The 18716-nt window shown below is 51.5% G+C and carries 22 protein-coding genes; 14 read left to right on the top strand and 8 right to left on the bottom strand.

What is annotated here, in order from left to right; genetic code table 11:
• Nucleotides 1-4 precede the first annotated feature (4 nt).
• Nucleotides 5-1024, bottom strand: coding sequence for a low-specificity L-threonine aldolase (gene ltaE / locus CWE23_RS05760; protein ID WP_126819728.1), 1020 nt, complete (start codon nucleotides 1022-1024; stop codon nucleotides 5-7).
• Nucleotides 1025-1153: 129 nt separating this feature from the next.
• Here ltaE and CWE23_RS05755 point away from each other — a divergent pair, with 129 nt between their 5' ends.
• The 5 genes from CWE23_RS05755 to CWE23_RS05735 all read left to right on the top strand — a co-directional run bounded on the left by CWE23_RS05755 (nucleotide 1154) and on the right by CWE23_RS05735 (nucleotide 4791).
• A complete protein-coding gene (locus CWE23_RS05755) occupies nucleotides 1154-2119 on the top strand; it encodes a PLP-dependent cysteine synthase family protein (RefSeq protein ID WP_126819727.1) in 966 nt (321 codons plus the stop codon).
• A 12-nt stretch (nucleotides 2120-2131) separates the two neighbouring features.
• On the top strand, nucleotides 2132-3304 hold the full coding sequence (locus CWE23_RS05750) for a cystathionine gamma-synthase (protein ID WP_105305432.1): 1173 nt from the start codon (nucleotides 2132-2134) through the stop codon (nucleotides 3302-3304).
• Between the two features lie 195 nt (nucleotides 3305-3499).
• Complete coding sequence (locus CWE23_RS05745; RefSeq protein ID WP_105305433.1) at nucleotides 3500-3736, top strand: hypothetical protein; 237 nt, start codon at nucleotides 3500-3502, stop codon at nucleotides 3734-3736.
• Between the two features lie 14 nt (nucleotides 3737-3750).
• Nucleotides 3751-4173 carry a VOC family protein gene (locus CWE23_RS05740; protein WP_126819726.1) on the top strand — a complete coding sequence of 141 codons (423 nt, stop codon included), beginning with the start codon at nucleotides 3751-3753 and terminating at the stop codon, nucleotides 4171-4173.
• A 12-nt stretch (nucleotides 4174-4185) separates the two neighbouring features.
• Nucleotides 4186-4791 carry a YjaG family protein gene (locus CWE23_RS05735; protein WP_126819725.1) on the top strand — a complete coding sequence of 202 codons (606 nt, stop codon included), beginning with the start codon at nucleotides 4186-4188 and terminating at the stop codon, nucleotides 4789-4791.
• Here the strand turns inward: CWE23_RS05735 and CWE23_RS05730 are convergent.
• Nucleotides 4773-5066, bottom strand: coding sequence for a DUF1145 domain-containing protein (locus CWE23_RS05730; RefSeq protein ID WP_105305436.1), 294 nt, complete (start codon nucleotides 5064-5066; stop codon nucleotides 4773-4775). The two genes, CWE23_RS05735 and CWE23_RS05730, sit on opposite strands and share 19 nt — an antisense overlap.
• Nucleotides 5067-5070: 4 nt before the next feature.
• Nucleotides 5071-5637, bottom strand: a complete 567-nt coding sequence (rsmD, locus tag CWE23_RS05725; protein ID WP_126819724.1) for a 16S rRNA (guanine(966)-N(2))-methyltransferase RsmD — start codon at nucleotides 5635-5637, stop codon at nucleotides 5071-5073.
• A 134-nt stretch (nucleotides 5638-5771) separates the two neighbouring features.
• On the opposite strand from rsmD, the gene ftsY reads away from it, so the two are divergent.
• From ftsY to CWE23_RS05700, 5 genes are all read left to right on the top strand, one after another.
• Nucleotides 5772-6989: a signal recognition particle-docking protein FtsY gene (ftsY, locus tag CWE23_RS05720; RefSeq protein WP_126819723.1), complete on the top strand. Its 1218-nt coding sequence runs from the start codon at nucleotides 5772-5774 to the stop codon at nucleotides 6987-6989.
• Between the two features lie 3 nt (nucleotides 6990-6992).
• Entirely contained in the window at nucleotides 6993-7673 is a 681-nt protein-coding gene (gene ftsE / locus CWE23_RS05715) for a cell division ATP-binding protein FtsE (protein ID WP_105305439.1), read from the top strand.
• Nucleotides 7670-8659 carry a permease-like cell division protein FtsX gene (gene ftsX, locus CWE23_RS05710; protein WP_126819722.1) on the top strand — a complete coding sequence of 330 codons (990 nt, stop codon included), beginning with the start codon at nucleotides 7670-7672 and terminating at the stop codon, nucleotides 8657-8659. Before ftsE ends, ftsX begins: the two co-directional genes overlap by 4 nt.
• A gap of 155 nt (nucleotides 8660-8814) precedes the next feature.
• Nucleotides 8815-9675, top strand: coding sequence for an RNA polymerase sigma factor RpoH (gene rpoH / locus CWE23_RS05705; protein ID WP_105305441.1), 861 nt, complete (start codon nucleotides 8815-8817; stop codon nucleotides 9673-9675).
• Nucleotides 9676-9744: 69 nt separating this feature from the next.
• Nucleotides 9745-9996, top strand: a complete 252-nt coding sequence (locus CWE23_RS05700; protein WP_105305442.1) for a YkgJ family cysteine cluster protein — start codon at nucleotides 9745-9747, stop codon at nucleotides 9994-9996.
• Here CWE23_RS05700 and CWE23_RS05695 read toward each other — a convergent pair.
• From CWE23_RS05695 to gpmI, 3 genes are read right to left on the bottom strand one after another with little or no spacing between them, the layout of a single operon-like run.
• The gene (locus tag CWE23_RS05695; RefSeq protein ID WP_241970534.1) at nucleotides 9964-10740 is read right to left on the bottom strand and encodes a divergent polysaccharide deacetylase family protein; all 777 of its coding nucleotides are present in this window, start codon (nucleotides 10738-10740) and stop codon (nucleotides 9964-9966) included. The two genes, CWE23_RS05700 and CWE23_RS05695, sit on opposite strands and share 33 nt — an antisense overlap.
• Before the next feature lies 1 nt (nucleotide 10741).
• Nucleotides 10742-11902 (bottom strand): murein hydrolase activator EnvC family protein, encoded by a 1161-nt coding sequence (locus CWE23_RS05690; protein ID WP_105305443.1) that lies wholly within the window; start codon nucleotides 11900-11902, stop codon nucleotides 10742-10744.
• A 6-nt stretch (nucleotides 11903-11908) separates the two neighbouring features.
• Nucleotides 11909-13444, bottom strand: coding sequence for a 2,3-bisphosphoglycerate-independent phosphoglycerate mutase (gene gpmI / locus CWE23_RS05685; RefSeq protein ID WP_126819721.1), 1536 nt, complete (start codon nucleotides 13442-13444; stop codon nucleotides 11909-11911).
• 164 nt (nucleotides 13445-13608) lie between these two features.
• On the opposite strand from gpmI, the gene CWE23_RS05680 reads away from it, so the two are divergent.
• From CWE23_RS05680 to gpsA, 3 genes are all read left to right on the top strand, one after another.
• Nucleotides 13609-14040, top strand: coding sequence for a rhodanese-like domain-containing protein (locus CWE23_RS05680; protein ID WP_105305444.1), 432 nt, complete (start codon nucleotides 13609-13611; stop codon nucleotides 14038-14040).
• 78 nt (nucleotides 14041-14118) lie between these two features.
• Nucleotides 14119-14619, top strand: a complete 501-nt coding sequence (gene secB / locus CWE23_RS05675; protein ID WP_105305445.1) for a protein-export chaperone SecB — start codon at nucleotides 14119-14121, stop codon at nucleotides 14617-14619.
• A gap of 20 nt (nucleotides 14620-14639) precedes the next feature.
• A complete protein-coding gene (gene gpsA, locus CWE23_RS05670) occupies nucleotides 14640-15647 on the top strand; it encodes an NAD(P)H-dependent glycerol-3-phosphate dehydrogenase (protein WP_105305446.1) in 1008 nt (335 codons plus the stop codon).
• Here gpsA and slmA read toward each other — a convergent pair.
• Together slmA and coaBC are read right to left on the bottom strand one after the other, a co-directional pair.
• The gene (gene slmA, locus CWE23_RS05665; protein ID WP_105305447.1) at nucleotides 15644-16234 is read right to left on the bottom strand and encodes a nucleoid occlusion factor SlmA; all 591 of its coding nucleotides are present in this window, start codon (nucleotides 16232-16234) and stop codon (nucleotides 15644-15646) included. The genes gpsA and slmA overlap by 4 nt on opposite strands.
• An 18-nt stretch (nucleotides 16235-16252) precedes the next feature.
• Nucleotides 16253-17467: a bifunctional phosphopantothenoylcysteine decarboxylase/phosphopantothenate--cysteine ligase CoaBC gene (coaBC, locus tag CWE23_RS05660; protein ID WP_126819855.1), complete on the bottom strand. Its 1215-nt coding sequence runs from the start codon at nucleotides 17465-17467 to the stop codon at nucleotides 16253-16255.
• A 115-nt stretch (nucleotides 17468-17582) separates the two neighbouring features.
• On the opposite strand from coaBC, the gene radC reads away from it, so the two are divergent.
• Nucleotides 17583-18257 (top strand): RadC family protein, encoded by a 675-nt coding sequence (gene radC, locus CWE23_RS05655; RefSeq protein ID WP_126819720.1) that lies wholly within the window; start codon nucleotides 17583-17585, stop codon nucleotides 18255-18257.
• The last annotated feature ends 459 nt before the right edge of the window (nucleotides 18258-18716 follow it).

The following is an 18716-nucleotide window of genomic DNA, read 5'->3' as shown; positions in this document are numbered from 1 at the left end:
ACGGTTAGCGTAAAAATTCTGCAAAATTGCTGATAAATTGTTCAAGCATCGGCCGCTCCGCATTCAAGTGCGTGACCAGGCGCAGCTTTTTCCCGCTCGGGATAACGATATTGCGTTGCGCCATAAACTGTTGTAACTGCAAGCCCTGTTCCGCTGATGGCAGTTCAAGATAGACCATGTTGGTTTGTGCCGGATGGGTGGTGATAGCGTGTTGGCCAGCAATACCGGCCAGTTCTTCAGCAAGCCAGGCCGCGTTCGCATGGTCTTGTTTAAGACGTTCGATATGGTGATCCAACGCGTAGTCGATAGCCGCAGCAATCACGCCTGCTTGACGCATACCACCGCCGACCATTTTACGCCAGCGTCGCGCGCGGGCGATAAAATCAGCGCTGCCCACCAGTAACGATCCCACTGGAGCACCTAAGCCTTTTGAGCAGCAAATCGATACGCTGTCGAACGGTGCCGCAAGCTCGGCAAAGCTTCGATCGGATGCCACCACTGCATTGGCGAGACGGGCGCCGTCCAAATGCATTGCTAAGCCATGTTGATCGGCAATGCGGCGAGCTGTATTAAAGTAGGCCTGATCAATCACCTTGCCGGCATGGGTGTTTTCAAACGCCAGCAGACGGGTAATCGGGAAGTGCGGATCATCAGGCTTAATGCGGCTGACCAGAACGTCCAGGTCGAGCGTACCGTCCGCCTGCACTTCTAATGGTTGAGGCACGATGCCACCAACAACGGCTGCACCGCCAGCTTCATACCGGTAGGTGTGGTATTCCTGCCCGACGATATACTCTTCGCCGTTGCGGCAATGGGCTAACAGGCCGCATAAATTACTTTGGGTTCCTGACGCACAAAGCAGGGCTGACTCTTTGCCGAGCATGGTGGCAACGCGTTGTTCAAGCGCATTAATGGTGGGGTCCTCTCCGTAAACATCATCGCCGACCGGCGCATTTGCCATAGCCTCACGCATCGCGGGTGTGGGTTGGGTAACGGTATCACTGCGTAAATCGAGGCGTTTCACTCTATCTCTCCATTATTGTATTCGTTATAACCTCAAGCAAAGCATTCTAAGCCTGTGGTTGTTATGCAAGCCAAGTATAGGGATAATGAGCGTAATTCAAACAGACACTCAATAAAAAAGCGACCGCATATGAAAGTTTTCGATAACGTTTTGGAAATGATTGGCAACACGCCTCTGGTGCGTGTGAATAATTTAGACACCGGCCCATGTGAGTTGTATTTAAAACTAGAGTTACAAAATCCGGGCGGTTCGATTAAAGATCGCATCGCGGTTGAAATGATTAATGCTGCTGAGCGCGACGGAAAGTTGAAAGCCGGTGACACCATCATCGAGGCCACCGCAGGCAATACCGGTCTGGGTTTGGCACTGGTGGCTGCCAGTAAAGGTTACCCGTTAAAAATCGTCATGCCCGATAAAATGAGTCAGGAAAAGGTTAATAACCTGCGCGCGATGGGCGCCGAAGTCGTGCAAACGCGCTCTGATGTGCAGAAGGGGCACCCCGAGTACTATCAGGATATGGCCGCACGAATGGCCTCAGAGAATGGCTGGTTTTACGTGAATCAATTCGAAAACCCCGCCAACGTCGAGGCCCACTACAAGACCACCGGGCCAGAAATCTGGCAGCAAATGAATGGCGATATTGACGCCTTCGTCTGTGGTGTTGGCTCTGGCGGAACGCTCACGGGTATTGGCCGCTATTTGCGTGAACATAACGCTGATGTGGATATGGTGTTAGCGGATCCGGCAGGCTCGATTCTCGAGCCGTTGGTGAACCGCGGCGAACACGTGGAAGCCGGAAGTTGGCTTGCTGAAGGTATCGGTGAAGATTTTGTTCCGACGATCTGTGATATTTCGATTGCCAACAAAGCCTATGCAATCAGCGACAAAGAAGGCATGCAGACGGCTCGTAATGTGTTGGAAAAAGAAGGCGTTATGGTGGGTTCATCCAGCGGCACTCTGATTGCTGCAGCACTGCGTTACTGTCAGGAGCAGACGGAGAAAAAACGTGTGGTGACGTTGGCATGCGATACCGGTAACCGTTATTTATCCAAGTTGTTTAACGACGACTGGATGCGTGAAAACAATTTGCTGTAAAAGAGGCGGAACATGGCGAACGATAAAACAATGAAATTTGCGACTAAGGCGATTCATGGTGGACAGGCTCCTGAGCCTGTGACCGGTGCAGTGATGCCGCCGATTTTTACCAGTTCAACCTATGCTCAGGAGAGTCCGGGCAAGCATAAAGGTTTTGAGTATTCCCGCTCACATAACCCAACGCGGTTTGCCTGGGAGCGCGCGGTAGCCAGTCTCGAAGGCGGCCAGCAGGGCTTGGCGTTTGCCTCTGGTATGGCAGCAACATCAACCATTCTGGAGTTGCTCGACAGTGGTGACCATGTGGTGGCGATGGACGATTTGTATGGCGGCAGTTTCCGCCTGTTTGACAAAGTGCGTGGCCGTTCCGCAGGCTTACAGTTCAGCTATGTTGACTTGGCCGATTTGGACCAGGTTGCGCAGGCAATTAAGCCGGAAACCCGCATGATTTGGGTTGAAACGCCCAGTAACCCGATGCTGAAACTGGTCGACATCAAGGCCATTGTAAAGCTTGCCAAAGAGCGCAACCCAGACATTATTGTGGTGGTGGATAACACCTTCGCAACGCCGTTTAACCAGCGACCGCTGGAGCAGGGCGCTGATATCGTGATGCACTCTGCCACGAAATACCTCAACGGTCACTCGGATATGGTCGGCGGTATTGCGGTTGTCGGTGATAATGATGACTTGGTCGAACGTATGTTGTTTTTACAAAATTCGGTCGGTGCCGTTGCCGGGCCATTTGATGCTTACCTGGCGCTGAGAGGCGTGAAAACGCTGGCGTTGCGTATGCGCCATCATAATCAGGCAGCGCTGGAGTTGGCACAATGGCTGGAACAGCATCCGAAGATCGAAAAAGTGATCTATCCGGGCTTGCCAAGTCATCCACAGCATGAACTGGCCAAGCAACAAATGGACGGTTTTGGCGGCATGATTTCCATTCTGCTGAAAGGTGATTTGGAAGCGGCACGCAAGTTCCTGGAAACGGTGGAAGTGTTTGCATTGGCCGAAAGCCTGGGAGGCGTTGAATCGCTGATTGAACACCCGGCCATTATGACGCACGCATCGGTTCCAAAAGAGAACCGTGAGAAGCTGGGTATTCTGGATAATTTCGTGCGAGTGTCGGTTGGTATTGAAGATCTGGACGATCTCAAAGCCGATCTGGAACGGGCGCTAAATGCCTTTTAATCGACAATAACGATTAAAATAGTTTAAACTGATATGTAAAGCCGGCTAAAAAGCCGGCTTTTTTCGTTAAAAATCATGAATTTATACAAAATTTTACAGTTTAGTCATAATTGAGTAGTCTTACTGCATCAGCAATTGCTGATGGTAAAACGATAACAACAAAGCAAACAGACACAGATAAGAAGGATACATCCTATGCTATTGAGCCTACTGGTATTGCAGGGACTCGTAGCTGCGTTGTTGTTCTACGGATTGGTAGGGCAATATCAGCAAAAACCACTTTGGAATCTGTTAGCCGTATTAACGGCCGGTTTTATTCCGCCGTTAAATTGGATCCTGCTGATGACAGCGATCGGCGTAAGAATGTGGAAGCGTTCACCGCAGACCTCATCAACCCGTTCGACCTCAGCGACAACTCATCTTAGCCACTAAATTAAGAGGGCGGTATGAACGCAGTACGTCCCTTCCATCTTGCGATTCCAGTCACCTCGCTCGATAATGCCCGCCGTTTTTACGGTGACGTCATGGGTCTTGAGCAAGGCCGTAGCAGTGATCACTGGATCGATTGGAATTTCTACGGGCACCAATTCGTCACTCACGTGGCTCCGGATGTCGCCGGTCTGAAAAATCATAATGGCGTGGACGGTCACTCTGTGCCGGTACCGCATTTTGGCGTGGTGCTGTTACGTGATGATTGGGAAGCTCTTGCCGAACGCGTCCGTGCCGCGGGTATTGAATTTGTTATCGAACCCTATATTCGCTTCAAAGGAAAACCGGGCGAACAGGGCACCATGTTCTTCTACGATTATTGTGGTAACGCCCTGGAGTTTAAAACCTTCAAGAGCGATGACGATATTTTCGCGACCTAAATAGGATGTCCCTTGGCTGAGCTAAATACCTTCCAGCGCATTCGTGATTTAGACTGGGATCATCAAGTGGTGCTGGCGCTGTATCTGTGCGAACGCATGGTACCTAACTACGAATTCTTCTGCCACATCACGCAATTTGGTGACGCTAAGCCGTTGCGCGGCGCGCTGAATGCGTGTTGGGATCATGTTGCACAACCGAAGCAGGTCAAAGTCAACTTTGGCCGCTGGCAGGAAAAAGTGGATGAAGTGACCCCAAGCGAGCATGGCCACGATATGCTCGGTGTCTATCCGGCGATGGATGCGTGTACTGCAATCAGCATCTTGTTGCAGGGCTTACTGGATAAAAATGCCGGTAATTTGCTGGATGTTGCCAAAGTGTCGCAAGCCAGCGTGGTGAAATTTATCGAGCTGAATGATGCCGAACAAGTTCCCGCCGACGAACTGCAACAGCATGTTGATGAACATGAGTTGTATCAATATGAGATTGCCATGCAACAGGCGATGGTGAGCTTTTTAGAGAGCCAACCGGCCGTCAGTGCCGCACTGATTAAACAAGTACGGCAGATGGTCATTGATGAAGGTGTGTCGAATCTGGGGCTTCAGTTAGAGGAAGACTGATGGTCATTGGTGCGCTTGAAAATGGCCAGCCAGGCAAAAATACCAAACGCCAGAATCTGCCAACTGTCGCCTTTTTTCCACAGCATTTGTGGCTTCATGATGGCGACGAAGGTACCAAGTAACAGTAAGTGCATGATCACCATAACGGCCAATAGTAGCGCGACCAGAGCGTAGGTCTGCGAGCCGATGTCGCCGGCAAATCCGGCTAATACAGCAAACAATGCCAGCCAAATCACCGCAAAGACGCATTTTCCGATAATAATTGCAGTTTTCATTAGGTTACCTTTTTTGTAATAGACAGAATTGCACCGCACCATGGCGTTTTTCCTTGATTACCTGCCAACGCGTTGCGTTGCTGGGCGAAAAGCCGTGTTCGGTTTCTAAATAGATCAGTGTGTCAGTGTTCACTTGTGGGCAGTTTAGCAGGCGTTCGAGGGTCTGATCGGCCAAGCCTTGGGCGAAGGGCGGATCGACGAAGACGATATCCCAATGTGGTGGCAATGAGGAAGGCGATTGCAACAATGCCAGTGCATCAGCCACAAGTACTCGGGCGTTGGTTGCCTTGAGTGTGTTCAGGTTCTCGCTGAGTTGCGTCGCGACCCGTTTATCCCGTTCGATAAGAAGAACCTCTGCTGCACCGCGGGAAGCGGCTTCCAGGCCAAGCCCCCCGGCACCGGCGAACAGATCCACTACAACCGCGTCAGCCACATCAAACTGAAGCCAGTTAAACAGCGTTTCGCGCACTCGATCTGTGGTTGGACGCAATCCGTCGCTATCGAGTATGGGCAATTTCCGTCCTCGCCATTGGCCGCCAATGACCCTTAATTGTCCAGCATTTTTGCGCAATTTGACCTCTCCGGGTATTCACTCCATCGTCAGTTAAGAAAGAGCGTGGTAAACTTAGCGCATAGTTTACTCGTTACGGCGCCGTTGTTCCAAGGCAAACAGCCAGGACAAAGAAATTCCAAGGTTAAGCAATTATGGCAAAAGGTTCGTTGTTCTCGATTTTTAAGAAAAAGCACAAGAAAACTGCTGAGCAAGAAACTCCGCAAAGCGCTGCCGAGCAGGATACACAGCCTCGGCATACGCCGCTGAAAAGTGCGGACACGCCATCCGCTGTGGACGATTGCGCACAGGTGACGGCAGACTCGGCCGCCGGTAAGGGCTTGCCAGCGGTTGAACCGGAAGCTCCGAAAGCGCACTCTGCGGCTGAGCCCAAGGCGGGGGAACCGCCCAAACCGGAGAAGAAAAAAGGGTTTTGGCAACGGTTAACGCAAGGTCTTAAAAAAACCTCCGGCTCTATCGGTTCTGGCTTGTTCGGCATTTTCCGCGGTAAGAAAATCGATGATGAGTTATTTGAAGAGCTTGAAACACAGTTATTAATGGCCGATTTGGGGGTCAGTACCACTACCAAAATCATCGACAATCTGACTCAGCAGGCGGATCGAAAGCAACTGAATGATGCCGAAGCGCTGTATGAGCTGTTGCAAGAGCAACTGGCGGAGCTCCTAAAACCGGTTGATAAGCCGTTAGAGATTCCGCCATCGGACAGCCCGTTTGTGATCTTGATGACCGGCGTTAACGGCGTGGGTAAGACCACCACCATTGGCAAACTGGCCAAGCAGTTCAAAAACGAAGGCAAATCGGTGATGCTGGCGGCCGGTGACACCTTCCGCGCTGCGGCGGTAGAGCAGTTGGAAATATGGGGTGAACGAAACGATATTCCGGTGATCGCCCAACAAACCGGCTCGGACAGTGCATCGGTGCTGTTTGATGCACTGCAGGCGGCCAAAGCGCGTAACATTGATGTGTTGATCGCGGACACCGCCGGACGTTTGCAGAATAAAGCAAACCTGATGGAAGAACTGAAAAAGATCGTGCGGGTAATGAAGAAGCTCGATCCCAATGCGCCACATGAAGTCATGCTAACCCTTGATGCCGGCACCGGCCAAAACGCCATCAGTCAGGCAAAACTGTTTACCGAGGCGGTTGGCGTATCCGGAATTGTGATGACCAAACTGGACGGTACCGCGAAAGGCGGTGTTATCTTTGCGGTTGCTGATCAATTTGCGATACCGATTCGCTACATTGGAGTGGGCGAGCAATTAGACGATTTACGCCCTTTTGTGGCGAAAGACTTTATCCAGGCATTGTTTGACCGTAAGCTAGAGTCTGAATCGGATAACACAACTGAGTAAACCATGATTCGCTTTGAGCAGGTCAGTAAAACCTATCCCGGCGGCCATCAGGCGCTGAGTCACGTTGATTTTCACATAAAACCGGGTGAAATGGCGTTCCTGACGGGGCATTCCGGAGCGGGCAAAAGTACCTTACTAAAACTTATCAGTATCATGGAACGACCCACCGCCGGGCGGGTTCTGATAAACGGTCATGATTTACGCAAAATTAAGTCATCACAGGTGCCGTTTGTACGTCGTGATATCGGCATGATCTTTCAAGATCATCGCTTGCTGATGGATAAGTCGGTGTTTGACAATGTCGCGCTGCCGTTAATTATCGAAGGCTATAGCGTGCAAGAGGCACGCAAACGGGTGTTGGCTGCGCTGGAAAAAGTCGGTCTGGCGGATAAGTACCGGCATTACCCGCAAATGCTTTCAGGCGGCGAACAACAGCGTGTCGGCATTGCTCGCGCTATAGTCAATAAACCACCGTTGTTATTGGCCGATGAACCAACCGGCAACCTCGATCCGAAGTTATCGATGGAAATCATCCGCTTGTTTGAATCCTTTAACAAAGTGGGTGTCGCGGTGCTTATCGCGACCCATGATCTGGGACTGATAGCTCGCTTGAAATACCGTACGCTGACGCTCAAAGAAGGTCGGTTGATCAATGACGGACTGGAAGAGGAGCCATTGGCATGAGTCTGTTGTTCGGTAACCGGGAAAGCGCGGCGGGCGCGCAACAACGGCAAAAGCTGGCGTGGTACCGGCGCGCGTTAATGGTGCCGGTGCATCATCTGCAACAGGCCGTCGCCAGCCTTGGTGAACTGTGGCGTAACCCCTTTGCGTCGTTACTGACCATGGCCGTGCTCGGTTTAAGTCTGACTTTACCGTCAGCGCTTTATGTGCTGGTTAAGAATACCTCAGCGATATCCGGTGAATGGCAACAAGCGTCACAAATGTCGCTGTTTTTACGCAAAGACCTGGATGAGCAAACGCGGCAAACGTTAAAAACACAATGGGAATTAGATCCTCGTATTGATGAGGTGACGTTGATTACCAAAGAACAAGGTTTAGCCGAGTTCAGACAGCGTTCCGGCTTCGGCGAAACGCTGGATTATCTTGAAAATAACCCATTGCCGGACGTTTTGTTGGTGATTCCGGCGGAAAGCTTTCGTGCGCCGGAAAAAGCGGAATCGTTGTTGGCGGAATTAGAAGGTGCCCGCGAGGTTGAGTTTGGCAAGCTGGACGTGCAGTGGCTGGAGCGATTACAGGCGTTGCTGAATCTGGCGAAAGATATTTTGGGCGGCCTTGGCCTGCTGTTGTGTTTGTCGGTGGTACTGATTGTTGGTAATACCATTCGCTTAAATATCCTCAGCCAACGTGAGGCGATCGTCGTCATGAAGCTGGTGGGCGCCACCAATGCCTTTATTCAACGGCCGTTTTTATACACCGGTGTATGGTACGGATTTGTTGGAGGCATATTGGCCTGGCTGGCAACGGCCCTACTCATATGGTGGGTTGAGTCGTCGGTGTTAACGGTCACCGAACTTTATGACACGCAGTTTCAACTGGCTGGCCTAAGCTTCAATGAAATGTTGTTCGTTTGGCTTATTGCGGTGGTGTTGGGATTAGCCGGCTCGTATTTGGCGGTGCGCCGTCATATTCGAAGTATTGAACCGCAATAGGGTTGCGATCGTACTGATCTTAGATATACTAAATTTTTGGCGAGCACAAAGAAGTGCGCCGAAAAACGGAACTTTTCTGTCAAAAAAGGGTCATAAAGGGCAGTTAAAGTAGCTATAAGCGTCTTTATACCGAAGTTTTAGCATAGAGGTAGTCGATGAGCACTGAATTACAAACCATGGCGTTGTCAGTCCCACAGGGGGGCGGTCTTGACGGTTACATTCAGGCTGTAAACCGCATTCCGATGTTGACTGCGGAAAAAGAGAAAGAGTTGGCAACTCGGTTGTATCACGAGGGCGATCTGGATTCAGCGCGAGAGCTGATCATGTCGCACCTGCGTTTTGTGGTGCATATTGCCCGCGGCTATTCTGGCTATGGTTTACCGCAAGCTGATTTGATTCAAGAAGGTAATATCGGCTTAATGAAAGCGGTAAAACGTTTTAACCCTGAAGTTGGGGTTCGCTTAGTATCTTTTGCTGTGCATTGGATAAAAGCAGAGATTCATGAATACGTGTTGCGCAACTGGCGCGTTGTTAAAGTGGCAACCACCAAGGCGCAACGTAAATTATTCTTTAATCTTCGTAAAATGAAGAAACGTCTGGGTTGGTTCAGCCAGAAAGAAGTGGAAACAGTGGCGGAAGAACTGGGCGTATCAACCAAAGAAGTCATGGAAATGGAAGCTCGAATGAGCGCTCATGACCAGGCATTTGAGTTGAGCTCTGACGACGATGATGCGAAAGAAGGCAGTAATTATACGCCGGCCATGTATCTTGAAGACAAACGTTCTGATCTGGCAGAAGAAATTGAAGCGGAAGATTACGAAGCTCATACTCAGAAAAAGCTGTTTACGGCGATGAGTCAGTTGGACGAACGCAGTCAGGACATCGTGCAGTCACGTTGGTTAACGGACAATAAAGCCACCTTGCACGATTTAGCCGCCAAATATCAGGTATCGGCGGAACGTGTCCGTCAGCTTGAACAAAATGCGATGAAGAAGCTACGCACAGCAATGGCGTAATCACTAAACGTATTGTTAAAAGGCGCTGCATTGTCAGCGCCTTTTTCATATCTGCAGTAAGGAGTTCCTATGCAATGCCGAATGGGCTGTGGCGCATGCTGTATTGCTCCGTCGATAAGCTCACCCATTCCCGGCATGCCCGCGGGCAAGCCGGCCGGTGTGCGCTGCGTGCAATTGGATGAGAACAACCTATGCAAACTCTTTGGTCACCCGGATCGTCCGGCTGTCTGTGAACAGTTTGCTGCAGACCGTGAGGTGTGTGGCGATGATCGTGATCAGGCGTTGATCTTACTCACTGACCTGGAAGACGCGACGGGGTAATAACCCCGGTTGTTCGGTGGCCAGCTCACTGGCAAACACCAGCTCTATCCCTTGCTGTTTCAAGCGCGGAATCTGCTGTTTTAGAAACGCCAACGTTTCGGGGTAGGGATGCCCGATGCCCACCGCGTGCCCTTGACTCAGTGCCGCATCCAGCAGTAATTGCCATTGCTGTTCGAGGTACTCCGGAGTGATGTCATTATCCAGAAAAACGTGCCGGTGTGCGGTTGGGACACCAAAGTCCAGGGCGGTTTGCTCGGCGACACTGAACTCAGAGGTGCGACTGTCGATAAAGAACAGTTGCCGGTGTTGCAACGTCTCCATAACCGCCTGCATGGCGTCTTCAACCTGAGTAAAGTAGCTACCCATATGATTATTGACGCCCGCTACATAGGGGATATCGTCTAACGCCCGTTGCAACTCAAGTTTGATCTCTGGCAGCGACATTTCGGTGGTTAACGCACCAGGGCCTAGACGGTTGCCCCGAACGGCCTGCATCGGTGCGTGCAGCATAATTTGCTTACCCTGATGGTGGGCGCGCAAGGCAAAGGCGCGGCCATGAGGGGTAAAAGGCAACACCGCAAAGGTTAATCGGCCGGGTAACAGCGCGGCGTCAAGATCGGCACGACTGTTGCCCATGTCATCAATGATGATGGCAATTTTAGCCGGTTGTTTAGCGGCCTCGACTGTTGCCGAAAAGAGCACGATTAAAGCGAGGATAGACAGCAATAACCAACCGAGTCGCATACTAGTTAATCCATCGAGTTGGGTTTTGTGCATTGCCCCGGTATCGGATTTCGAAGTAAAGCGCTGCATCCGAGCGACCTCCGGACTGACCCATTAGCGCAATTTCCTCACCCATCTTAACTTCATCACCAACGTCTTTTAATAACGTTTGGTTGTGCCCATAGAGGCTCATATAACCTTCACCGTGGTCAATGACGGTGACTAAGCCAAAGCCGCGCAGCCAGTTGGCAAATAATACCCGGCCGTCGGCGATGGTGCGAACGGCCTGTCCGTTTGCGCCTTCGATCATCACGCCTTTCCAGCGCAGTGGCCCCTCACGGGACTGGCCAAAGAGTTTTCTCACGCGGCCTTGCGTTGGCCATTGTAAGCGAGATTTAACCGGCTCTAAACCGACCAGACGGACATCAGCCTTGAGCGCCTGTTCAATCGCTTCAATGACTTGTTCCAATTGCTCCCGGCTTTGCTCTAATTGCTGCAAGCGAGCCTGATCAGAACGCTGTCGTTGTTGCAGCTTGGCCAACAGCGTTTCCTGTTCCGCCTGCTGTTGCTGTAACGCGGTTCGTTGCTGCTGTTGTTGCTCCGCCAGACTGGCTAATGCCTCGTGTTGTTGTTCCAGAGTTTGCTGCAGCGCACTCAGTTCCCGCGTGACCGCTTTTAAGCGTTCGATTTGTTCAATACGAGCTTGGTTAAAATAGTGATAGTAACTGAGCATACGCTCGATATCGGCGGGATTCTGCTGATTCAGCAGTAGTTTTAAAAAGTCGTGTTCGCCGTTGGTGTAGGCATTGGCGACCTGTTGCTCGAGCGCATCGGCCTGCTGCTTCTGCTGTTGTTGCAGTTCGCTTTGTCGGCTTAGATTTGCATCAATGCGCTGTTGTAACTCGGCTTGTTCGCGACGTGTCTGTTGCAGGCGTCTGGCCAATTGTGCGGTCTTTTGTTCAAGTTCCTGCAGCTCACGTTCGCTACGAGTGAGTTGTTGTTGCCGCTGTTTCAGCGTATCCAGACGCTCCGCTATTTGCTCCTGAATCGCGTTTAATTCGGCCTGTTTGCGTTCTTTCTCTGCTTCGCTCGGCGTGGATTGTAGCCAAGCGTTTGCCCCGGTCGATATCAGCCACAGCGATACCGACGCAAGACAGCCAAGTAGGTTGCGGGGCAAACGCATGATGGCCTAGTCGCTCTTGAGTTGCATTAAGGTCTTGCCAGTCATTTCCTCGGGTTGCTCCATGCCCATCAGGTGCAACATGGTTGGTGCCACATCCGACAAAATACCGTCGCGTGCTGTTGCTTCGCGGCCGACATAGATAAACGGCACCAGTTCACTGGTATGAGCGGTATGTGCCTGCCCGGTGTTGGGGTCGCTCATCTGCTCAGCGTTACCGTGGTCTGCGGTAATCAGGGCTTCGCCACCAACCCGTTGCAGCGCATCGATGACACGGCCGACAGAACGGTCGACGGCTTCGCAGGCTTTGACCGCCGCATCAAAGTTGCCGGTATGACCCACCATATCACCATTCGGGTAGTTGCAAATGATGGCATCAAATTCACCGCTTTCGATGGCGTTGATGAGCTCGTCGGTGAGTGCCTCCGAACTCATTTCAGGTTGTAGATCGTAGGTTTTGACCTTGGGTGAGGGAATTAGCACACGTTGTTCGCCGTCGAACTCCTGCTCCCGGCCACCGCTAAAGAAGAAGGTGACATGGGCGTATTTTTCCGTTTCTGAAATGCGTAACTGGGTTTTATTATGCTTGGCCAGCCATTCGCCAAACACGTTATTCAGCGGCTCAGGAGGAAAGGCTACGGCCGCGTTTAAGTCATCAGAATATTCCGTCAGCATAACAAAGCCACTGAGCTTCTTACGCACGCCACGTTCGAAGGTGTCCAAATTGTCGTCGGTAAAAGCGCGGGTCATTTCGCGGGCCCGATCAGCGCGGAAGTTCATGAAGAAAACCGCATCGCCATCGTTGATCGCGACCGGCTCGCCGATGGTGACCGGGCTGACAAACTCATCGCTCTCATCGCGTTCGTAGGCTGCGGCCAGAGCTTCCAACGGGTTTACGGCAGAATAGGCCGCGTGCCCATGATAGATAGCGTTATAAGATTGTTCGATACGCTCCCAGCGATTGTCGCGGTCCATCGCATAGAAGCGTCCGCTAAGGCTGGCAAACCGACCCACGCCCAGACGCTCAAACAGGGCTTCGATACGTTCAATGGACGGTCGAGCCGACTTTGGCGGTGTATCGCGACCGTCCAGGAATGCGTGCAGGTATATCGCTTTCGCGCCTTTTTGTGCGGCCAGTTCGATCATTGCCATGATGTGGTCTTCGTGGCTGTGAACACCACCCGGGGAAAGCAAACCCATGATATGTACGGCACCGTTGGCAGCAACGGCGGCGGTTACGGTGTCGACCAAGGTCGGATTACGGAAGAAATCGCCATCCTGAATACTTTTTGAGATACGAGTGAAATCTTGAAAAACTACGCGCCCGGCACCCAGGTTAACGTGACCGACTTCGGAGTTGCCCATTTGACCGGCAGGCAGACCTACGGCACCACCAGAGCCATCAACCAGACAGTGGGGGTAGTTTTGCCAAAGCTTATCCATGACTGGAGTATTAGCCGTTGTAATGGCGTTGTCGGGAGCGGCTTCGCGATAACCCCAACCATCTAAAATCATCAAAACTAACGGTTTTTTGCCTTGGCTCATGAAATTCATCCTTTGTCGCGTTTGGAACAACTCGAGCCTGTTAGTTTACGCGATTTTGAGGGTGTTCGCATCCGTTTAAGATTTTACTGGCAACTGAAATTTGTACAGGTATACTTTGGAGCCTTATTGAAATTCGCACACCTCAACAGAAAGCAATTTATATTATGCAGGAAATTCTTGAGTTTGCTCGTCAAAACGCTTTTATGAGCGGTCTTTGGGTGGTTCTATTGGTGGCACTTATCGTTACCTGGATTCGCTCAAAATCTTCACCGGTTAAAGACTTGTCAACGCATCAGGCAACCATATGGGTTAACAAAGAGAACGGTGTCTTTGTTGATATTCGTAGCCAGGATGAGTTTCGTAAAGCGCATATCCACGGTGCTAAGTCGTTACCGGCGAATCAAATTAAGCAAAAAAGCGTGACGGCGATTGAAAAGTATAAAGATGCCCCCATTGTAGTTGTATGCAACTCAGGTGCGACCGCTCGTGGAGCGGCATCGCAACTTTCGCAGCAAGGCTTTACAAAGGTAGCTGTGTTAGCGGGTGGTATGAACGCCTGGCGCAACGAGAAGTTGCCTGTGGCATCCGGAAAGTAGTTTTTGTTAAAAAAATTCGGTACAGTCTGACGACGTAACCCGACATTATAAGTTCATTAAGTAATAGGAAGTAACATCATGGCTGAAGAACAGCAAGCAAATGGCGCAGCTGCCCAAAACGAACAACAACCACAAGTGCAGTTTGCTATCCAACGTGTTTATACCAAAGACGTTTCTTTTGAAGCACCGAATTCACCTGCGATTTTCCGTAAAGAGTGGAAACCAGACCTGAAACTTGACCTGAACGTAAAGCACGAGAAAATCGAAGATCGTGTTTACGAAGTCGTACTGACGTTGACGGCAACCAACAAGGTTGAAGATGAAGTGGCGTTCCTGTGTGAAGTTCACCAGGCTGGTATCTTTACTATCGGTGAAGAAGTACAAGACGGCCAGTTGGCTCACATGCTGGGTTCGTTCTGCCCGAACATCTTGTTCCCTTACGCTCGTGAGTGTGTTTCTAGCCTGGTTAACCGTGCGACTTTCCCACAACTGAACCTTGCACCGGTTAACTTTGACGCTATCTTTGCTCGTCACATGCAGCAACAAGCTGAGCAAAACCAAGCTCAAGCGGACGCGTAAGCGCCGCGCTTAAGACGTTCATGAAACAAGCAGACGTTGTAATATTAGGGGCGGGCTCTTATGGGACCGCCCTTGCTATTTGTTTTGCCCGTAAAGGCATTACGACAACGCTTTGGGGGCGGGATAAAACTCAGGTTGCGGCGATGCGCGAGGCGCATGAAAACGCCCATTACCTACCGGGGTGTCCGTTTCCTGAATCGTTGCAGGTAACGGATGATTTAGCCGCGGCGGTAAAAGGCGTGCGCAACGTATTGGTGGTGGTACCCAGTCACGCGTTTGCCGAGATGCTTCGCAACATCAAGCCGCTGTTAGCGGATCATGCCCGGGTCGCCTGGGCAACGAAAGGACTTGAGCCCGAAACCGGCCGCTTACTCTATGAAGTAGCTGAGGAAGAGCTCGGTACTGATCATCCGCTGGCCGTGCTGTCCGGGCCAACGTTTGCCATCGAAATGGCAAAAGGCCTGCCGACCGCAATTTCAATGTCATCGACCGATGAGCAGTTTGTCGATGAACTTTCGGAAATGCTCCACTGCGAACGATCCTTCCGGGTTTACACCAATGATGACTTCATCGGTGTACAGTTAGGCGGTGCCGTAAAAAATGTCATTGCGATAGGTGCCGGCATGGCGGATGGCATTGGCTTTGGGGCAAATGCGCGGACCGCGCTAATAACTCGTGGACTGGCTGAATTAACCCGACTGGGTCTCACCTTAGGCGCTAAAAGCGAAACCTTTACCGGTATGGCCGGGTTAGGCGATCTGATCCTGACCTGTACCGATAACCAATCGCGTAATCGTCGTTTTGGTCTGGCGTTAGGTCAGGGTAAATCGGTGGACGAAGCGTTAGCGTCAATCGGTCAGGCAGTAGAGGGTTATCGCAACACCCGCGAAGTGGTTGCCCTGGCAAAGCGCAGTGGCGTCGAAATGCCGATCTGTGAACAAATCTACAAAGTGCTCTACGCCGGCAAATCGCCGCGGCAGGCGGCGATTGACCTGTTAAGTAGAAGCCGGAAAACCGAGAGCGATTAACTTAACGATAATTGCTGTGCAATTGACTGCCACTGGGTACTGAAGTGCTCAGTAGGCAGGCGTTTAAAGTTAGACCTTACAAACTGGGCAATTTTGCCATCGGCAAAGCTCAGCAGCATATTCGCCAACACACCTTCGTCGATAGTAAACTTCTGCTTTTCACGCAATGCTTTTTCTCGTAGCACCTGTTTAAGTTGTGCCTCGATACGATTGAATAAGTCGTCGATGCGGCCGCGTAAGCGATCGTGTTCGCCCATCAATGCATCACCGGTCATGACCCGGGTGATGCCCGGATTACGCTCGGCAAAAGTCAACAATAGCTGTAAAATCGCCTGACAGCGCACCAGCGTGTCTTTTTCCTCAGACATGATCAAATTGATGCGAGTTAACAAGGTATCTTCAACAAACTCAATTAAACCCTCAAACATACGGGCTTTCGAGGGAAAATGGCGATACAAAGCCGCCTCCGAAACGCCTAGGCTGGCCGCCAGTTTTGCGGTTGTAATGCGTTGACCGGGACTGGTTTCCAACATGGCGGCAAGCGCCTGTAAAATTTCCTCACGACGATTACGCTTTTGCTGTGCCATTCACATTCCTCGTTATTCTTACGGTTTGTTCTTAAAGTAATGTTGCGCGAACAGCTCATTCAGAGCGTTAGCTAAATTCTGTTTACTCTGCGCCGCAAAGGATTGTTCACCATCCTGCCAATAGACCGTAACGGCGTTATTATCGCTGTTAAAACCAATCTGCTTGTCACTGACGTCATTGGCGACAATCAGTTGAAGCTGCTTTCGTTGCAGTTTATCGAGCGCATGTTGCCTGACTTTTTCGGTTTCTGCGGCAAAACCAATACAAAACGGCGGTTGTGGTTGCGTTGCAATGGTCTTCAAAATATCCGGATTTTTTACCAACGTCAGTTGTGCGTCATCACCCTTTTGCTCTTTCTTGATCTTTTGCTGTGAAACTTCCGCAGGGCGATAGTCCGCAACGGCTGCACAACTGACAAAGACATCCATCGTCTGCGCTTGAGCCGCTGCAAGCATCTGCTCGGCGGATTCAACGTGAATGACGTTAACCCCTGGTGGGGATGGCAAAGTCACCGGACCGGAAATCAGCGTAACCTCAGCGCCTAATTGCTGTGCTGCCGCGGCAAGCGCATAGCCCATTTTACCGGAACTGTGGTTGCTGATGTAGCGAACCGGATCAATGGCTTCGCGGGTTGGTCCGGCGGTAATGGTTATCCGGGTGCCTTGCCAAACATTGGTGCGATGGGTGTCAAACAGTTCAACGACCCGATCGCGCAGTTGCAGCGGTTCGAGCATGCGCCCGGCGCCGACATCTCCGCAGGCCTGTGAACCGCTGGCCGGTCCCCAGATATGCACGCCACGGTCATTAAGGCGTTGCACGTTCTCTGCCACCACTTGTGCTGCCCACATTTGCTGATTCATCGCCGGTGCGATGGCAATCGGCGCCGGCGTTGCCAGTGCCAGGGTCGTCAATAAGTCATCGGCAAAGCCATTTGCCAGCCGCGCGATAACGTTAGCACTGGCCGGAGCCACTAATACCAGATCGGCCCATTTCGCCAATTCAATATGGCCCATCGCGGCTTCGGCTGTAGGATCAAGTAAGTCGCTACTGACCGGATTTGCCGACACAGCCTGTAAGCTCAAAGGCGTTACAAAGGCTTCGCCGCCCCGCGTCAGAACAACACGTACGTTAGCGCCCACTTCTTTTAAACGCCTTACAAGATCGGGTGTTTTGTAGGCAGCAATACCACCAGAAATGCCAAGCAAAATATTTTTATTGTGCAGGGTTTGCATCGCCAAAACGAACTCGCCATTGTTTGGGTAAAGAGTTGTAAAGATAACATGCTCCCGAGTAACAGGGTAGAGCCAGACTATACTGGAGGTTTGATCGGTAACAGGAGTCAGGTGGATGAAATTGAAGGAGTGGCCGGAAACAGAGCGCCCAAGGGAGAAGCTACAGCAATTGGGAGCGGCGGCACTGAGTGATGCTGAACTGATTGCGATTTTACTCGGTAGCGGACAAAAAGGGGTAGACGTGGTGTCTTATTCACGGCAATTATTGGCAACCTTTGATGGCGTCGGACCCTTGCTGTGCGCGCCGGCGGAGAAATTACTCAAATATCACGGCATCGGCCCGGCCAGAGTCAATCAGCTGCAAGTTGTGTTAGAGCTATCGAGACGCTATCTCCAATGGCAATTGAAGCGTGGCGATGGTTTCACCGAGCCCGCCATGGTGAAAGATTACCTGACTACCCAGCTACGCCACCAATCACGCGAGGTGTTCGTGGTCCTGCTACTGGACAGCCAACATCGCCTGCTGCGCTACGAGGAAATGTTTCACGGCACCATTAACGCCGCACCGGTATACCCAAGGGAAGTATTGAAAATGGTCATGCAGCACAACGCCGCCGCGGTTATCCTTGCCCACAATCACCCCTCCGGTGTCGCCGAACCCAGCCAAGCCGACCAACGCGTCACCGAACGCCTGAAAAAAGCCCTCAGCCTCGTCGACGTCGCCTTACTCGATCACTTTATCATCGGCAGCGGCGACCCTGTCTCGTTCGCCGAACGCGGGCTGTTGTAGGAGATTCAGGCAGGTCGGTTGTGCTTTGTTCTGAACTTTGGGGGCGCGCCTCAGAAACCGCTGCGAGCACGTCCGTGTGGCTTGTTTCCGGCCATCCATGGCCTCCAACATTCCCGAGCAGCGCCCCCACAACCCAACACGCATGTTTCCATTCCTTGCTCTAGGCTTCCGGGCAGTTAGAGCCAAGGTGGTCGAGTAGTAACGCGTAGCAGTTTGAAGGGGGGCTGAGGCAGGAATGTGGGAGGGCATGGATGCCCGGACACAAGCCACACGGACGTGCTTGAAGCGGTTCCTGGCTCAGCCCCCCTTCAAGCTGATAAGAGCGTTACTGCTTCACCACCTTGTTTCTCACTAACCAAAGAAAGCGCTGGAAGATTGAGCGGATTTAGCGTAGAATTCGCCGCGAATGATCGGAAAGGATCAAAAAACCGCCGTTTTAGCTTGATTAGCGGGCCTGTT

It is taken from the genome of Idiomarina aquatica (assembly GCF_003987185.1).
GTDB lineage: Bacteria > Pseudomonadota > Gammaproteobacteria > Enterobacterales > Alteromonadaceae > Idiomarina > Idiomarina aquatica.
This window is presented reverse-complemented; position numbering and strand designations above follow the sequence as displayed.